The 4,053-nt window shown below is 70.6% G+C and carries 6 protein-coding genes; all 6 read left to right on the forward strand.

Going from position 1 to position 4,053, the window contains the following annotated elements; translation table 11 throughout:
• Positions 1–172: 172 nt before the first annotated feature.
• Entirely contained in the window at positions 173–751 is a 579-nt protein-coding gene (gene folE, locus DQP56_RS23055; protein WP_041318987.1) for a GTP cyclohydrolase I FolE, read from the forward strand.
• Positions 748–1,596 (forward strand): dihydropteroate synthase, encoded by an 849-nt coding sequence (gene folP / locus DQP56_RS23060; protein ID WP_112689355.1) that lies wholly within the window; start codon positions 748–750, stop codon positions 1,594–1,596. Before folE ends, folP begins: the two co-directional genes overlap by 4 nt.
• Positions 1,589–1,978, forward strand: coding sequence for a dihydroneopterin aldolase (gene folB, locus DQP56_RS23065; protein WP_112689357.1), 390 nt, complete (start codon positions 1,589–1,591; stop codon positions 1,976–1,978). The genes folP and folB overlap by 8 nt, the downstream gene beginning before the upstream one ends.
• 24 nt (positions 1,979–2,002) lie before the next feature.
• Entirely contained in the window at positions 2,003–2,524 is a 522-nt protein-coding gene (gene folK / locus DQP56_RS23070; RefSeq protein ID WP_112689359.1) for a 2-amino-4-hydroxy-6-hydroxymethyldihydropteridine diphosphokinase, read from the forward strand.
• Positions 2,524–3,009 carry a DUF3180 domain-containing protein gene (locus tag DQP56_RS23075; RefSeq protein ID WP_112689361.1) on the forward strand — a complete coding sequence of 162 codons (486 nt, stop codon included), beginning with the start codon at positions 2,524–2,526 and terminating at the stop codon, positions 3,007–3,009. The genes folK and DQP56_RS23075 overlap by 1 nt, the downstream gene beginning before the upstream one ends.
• Positions 3,010–3,152: 143 nt before the next feature.
• A partial coding sequence (locus DQP56_RS23080) for a DUF6779 domain-containing protein (RefSeq protein WP_353617224.1) occupies positions 3,153–4,053 on the forward strand: 901 nt, incomplete at its 3' end.

The raw sequence follows: 4,053 nt of genomic DNA on the forward strand, positions 1-4,053 counted from the left end.
CAATGGCCGCAGCAGGGTTACCCGCCGGCGCAGCCCTACCCGCCGTATCAGCCCTACCCCGCACCCCCGCCGGCACCGGCGGCGCCGCCCGGCGAGGGCGACGGCCACCAGCGCGGCACTGAGAAGAACAGGTCCGAACCGCCGTCCGGCGACTGAGAGAGTGGGATCGGCGATGACCTCAACAGGTTTCGATCAAGCGCGCGCCGAAGCAGCGGTGCGCGAACTGCTGTACGCGGTCGGCGAAGATCCGGACCGCGCGGGTCTGGTCGACACCCCGGCGCGGGTGGCCCGGGCTTACCAGGAGATGTTCGCCGGGCTCTACACCGACCCGGACACGGTGCTGGAGACCACCTTCGACGAACAGCACGATGAAATGGTGCTGGTCAAGGAGATCCCGCTGTACTCGACCTGCGAGCACCACCTGGTCTCCTTTCACGGGGTCGCTCATGTCGGCTATATCCCCGGCGATGACGGCCGGATCACCGGCTTGTCCAAGCTGGCGCGGGTGGTGGACCTCTACGCCAAGCGGCCGCAGGTGCAGGAGCGGTTGACCGGGCAGGTCGCCGACGCCCTGATGCGCAAACTGAACCCACGCGGGGTCATCGTGGTGGTCGAGGCCGAGCACCTGTGCATGGCGATGCGGGGGGTGCGCAAGCCCGGTGCGATCACCACGACATCGGCGGTGCGCGGCCAGTTCAAGTCCGACAGCGCGTCGCGCGCCGAAGCCCTGGAACTCATCCGGCGCAAGTGAACCCGACATGCGTCCAGGTCGTCGGGGTGGTCAACGTCACCGCCGACTCGTTCTCCGACGGCGGGCGCTACCTGAATGCCGACCGTGCCGTGGCGCACGGTCTGGAACTGGTGGCCGAGGGGGCAGCGATCATCGACGTCGGGGGGGAATCGACCCGGCCCGGCGCGGTGCGCACCGATCCGCGGGCGGAAGCGCGACGGGTTGTTCCCGTCGTGAGAGAACTTGCGGCCCAGGGTATTACCGTCAGCATCGACACGATGAACGCAGCCGTCGCCCGGGCCGCACTGGACTGCGGAGCCGAGATCGTCAACGACGTCTCCGGAGGGCGGGCCGATCCGGCCATGGCGCCGCTGCTGGCCGCCTCGGGTGCCGGCTGGGTGCTGATGCACTGGCGCCCGGTCGATCCCGGGCATCCGCATCGCGTGCCGGGCTACCGCGACGTCGTCTCCGAGGTGCGCGCCGACCTGCTCGCCTCGGCCGATGCCGCGGTCGCCGCCGGTGTGGACCCCGCGAAGTTGATCATCGACCCCGGGCTGGGATTCGCCAAAACGGCGCAACACAATTGGGCCCTGTTGAAGGCGCTGCCAGAGCTGGTGGGCATCGGCATACCGGTGCTCGTGGGAGCGTCGCGCAAGCGATTTCTCGGTACGCTGCTGGCTGGAGCCGACGGTGCGCCGCGGCCGCCCGACGAGCGGGAGACCGCCACCGCGGTCGTCTCCGCGCTTGCCGGCCTGCACGGCGCCTGGGGCGTGCGAGTGCACGACGTGCGGGCCTCGGTCGACGCGCTCAGGGTCGTCGACGCCTGGACCGCAGCCGGGTTGCAAGGAGGCACCAGCGATGACTGACCGGATCGAATTGCGCGGGCTGAAGGTTCGCGGCAACCACGGCGTGTTCGCCCACGAGCGGGCCGACGGCCAGGACTTCATCGTTGACATCACCGTGTGGATGGACCTGTCGGTCGCGGCCGCCAGCGACGCGCTGGCCGACACCTACGACTACGGGGTACTGGCCCAGCGTGCCGCCGAGATCATCGCCGGGCCAGCCCGCGACCTCATCGAGACCGTGGCCGCCGAGATAGCCGACGAGGTCATGGCCGATGTGCGGGTGCAGGCGGTGGAAGTGACGCTGCACAAGCCGCACGCCCCGATCCCACTGACCTTTGCCGACGTCGCGGTGGTGGCGCGGCGATCACGGCGCGACCGGCGCGGGACCGTGGTCCCGGCATGACAGCGATGAGGAGGAGCGGCGCCGATGACTGAAGCGGTGCTTTCCATCGGGTCCAACCTGGGTGATCGGTTGGCCAGGTTGCAGTCGGCCGTCGACGGCTTCGGCACGGCGGTGCGCGAGGTGTCCGGGGTCTACGAGAGCGAAGCGTGGGGCGGGGTCGATCAGGGTCGCTTCCTCAACGCGGTGCTGATCGTCGAGGATCCGGCCGTCGACAAACACGGTTGGCTGCGCCGCGCCCAGGAACTGGAACAGGCGGCGGACCGGGTCCGTGGCGAACGCTGGGGCCCGCGGACCCTCGACGTCGACGTGATCAGCTGCCGCGAACAACCCGGGGGCGCGGAGCTGTTCTCCCGCGACGACGGGCTGACCCTGCCGCACCCGCTGGCGCATCTGCGCGCATTCGTCATGGTTCCGTGGCTTGCGGTCGAGCCGGAGGCGCAGCTGACGGTGGCCGGCCGGCAGTGCACGGTGGCGGGCCTGCTGGACGAACTGGAACCCGCCGACCGCACCTCGCTGCGGCTGACCGACCTGGTGCTGCAGCGCTGATGGGCCCGACCCGTAGTCGAGACGTCACCGCGGGTGTGGTCGCCGCCGCGGTGCTCAGCTACCTGGCGGTGACGCTGTTGTACCGATGGTTCCCGCCGATCACCGCGTGGACCGGGATATCGCTGCTGGTGGTCGCGATCGCCGAGGCGCTCTGGGGCCGGTATGTCCGGGAGAAGATCGATAACGGTCAGATCGGCGTCGGGCCCGGGTGGCTGCACCCGCTGGCGGTGGCGCGCACCGTGGTGGTCGCAAAGGCCTCGGCCTGGATGGGTGCGCTGGTGCTCGGCTTCTGGCTCGGCGTGCTGGGCTACCTGTTGCCGCGCCGCGCCGCGCTGCACGTCGCCGCCGAGGACACCGGAGGCGCGGTGGTCGCCGCGGTCAGTGCACTGGTACTGCTCATCGCCGCGCTGTGGTTGCAGAACTGCTGCAAGTCGCCGCACGACCCCGGACAGTCCGGGCAGCTGACCGGAGATCAGCCCGGCTGAGAATCGCCGGAGCAGGGCGACACGCGGAGTGACCTCGTGCAGGTACAGTCGGGCAATGCGTGTCGGCAACGATGCGGACGCGCTGGGGCGCCCCCGTCCGCACAGCGGCGAGGGGGACGAGGCGACGAGGTGGAGCGGCGCAGATGAATTCGGTCCTGTCCCGCGCCCCGGGTCGGCGCGGCGGTCGCAGGCCGGGCTGGACGCTGATGACGGCCTTGCTGATCTTCGCTATCGCGTCGAGTTCGGCATTGGTGTTCACCAGTCGGGTCGAACTGCTGAAGCTCGCGGTCATCGTGGCGCTGTGGGCAGCGGTCGCGGCGGCGTTCGTGTCGGTGATCTACCGGCGGCAGAGCGACGTCGACCAGGCCCGGGCCCGGGACCTGAAGCTGGTCTACGACCTGCAGCTGGACCGCGAGATCTCGGCGCGGCGCGAATACGAGCTGACGGTGGAGTCGCAGCTGCGCCGTGAGCTGGCGTCGGAGCTGCGGGCGCAGGCCGCCGACGAGGTCGCCGCGCTGCGCGCCGAGTTGGCCGCCCTGCGGACCAACCTGGAGATCCTGTTCGACTCCGACCTGAGTCACCGGCCGGCGCTGGAGACTGATTCCGCTGCGCGCACGACTATTCGGGCCTACAGCGACTGGGCCCGCTCGGGTGGGGAGGCCGTCGGTGCGCGCGACGCCCACGCCGCTGCGGCGTACTACCCCGAGGATCCCGTCACCCAAACCACCGATAGCCCGATCATCGACGTTCCGGAGGTGGGGATTCCGACGGGTGGAATCCCCACACCGGCGGCGCATCAGCCATATCAGCCATATCAGCCGCCCCAGCCGTCACAGACCTCGCAGCCGCCGCCTGCCGAGCCGACCTACCGCGGTTCGCATCGCCGGGCCGCCGAGGAGACCCCGCGCCGAGCCGCGGAGGATGGCGGCGCTCGCCGAGCCGCGGAGGAGGTTCCGCGTCACCCCGCGGAGGAGATCCAGCAGCCCGCGGGCCGTTGGGCGCAACCCCCGCAACCGTTCGTCCCGCCCGAGCCCCGCCGGGAAT

The sequence above is a fragment of the Mycolicibacter senuensis genome (assembly GCF_003284925.1).
Classification (GTDB): Bacteria; Actinomycetota; Actinomycetes; order Mycobacteriales; family Mycobacteriaceae; genus Mycobacterium; species Mycobacterium algericum_A.

Bases quoted from the DNA above. Each gene is read 5' to 3' on its own strand.
- DQP56_RS23075 (WP_112689361.1), top strand. From the start codon at position 2,524: ATGGGCCCGACCCGTAGTCGAGACGTCACCGCGGGTGTGGTCGCCGCC.
- folK (WP_112689359.1), top strand. From the start codon at position 2,003: ATGACTGAAGCGGTGCTTTCCATCGGGTCCAACCTGGGTGATCGGTTG.
- folE (WP_041318987.1), top strand. From the start codon at position 173: ATGACCTCAACAGGTTTCGATCAAGCGCGCGCCGAAGCAGCGGTGCGC.
- folB (WP_112689357.1), top strand. From the start codon at position 1,589: ATGACTGACCGGATCGAATTGCGCGGGCTGAAGGTTCGCGGCAACCAC.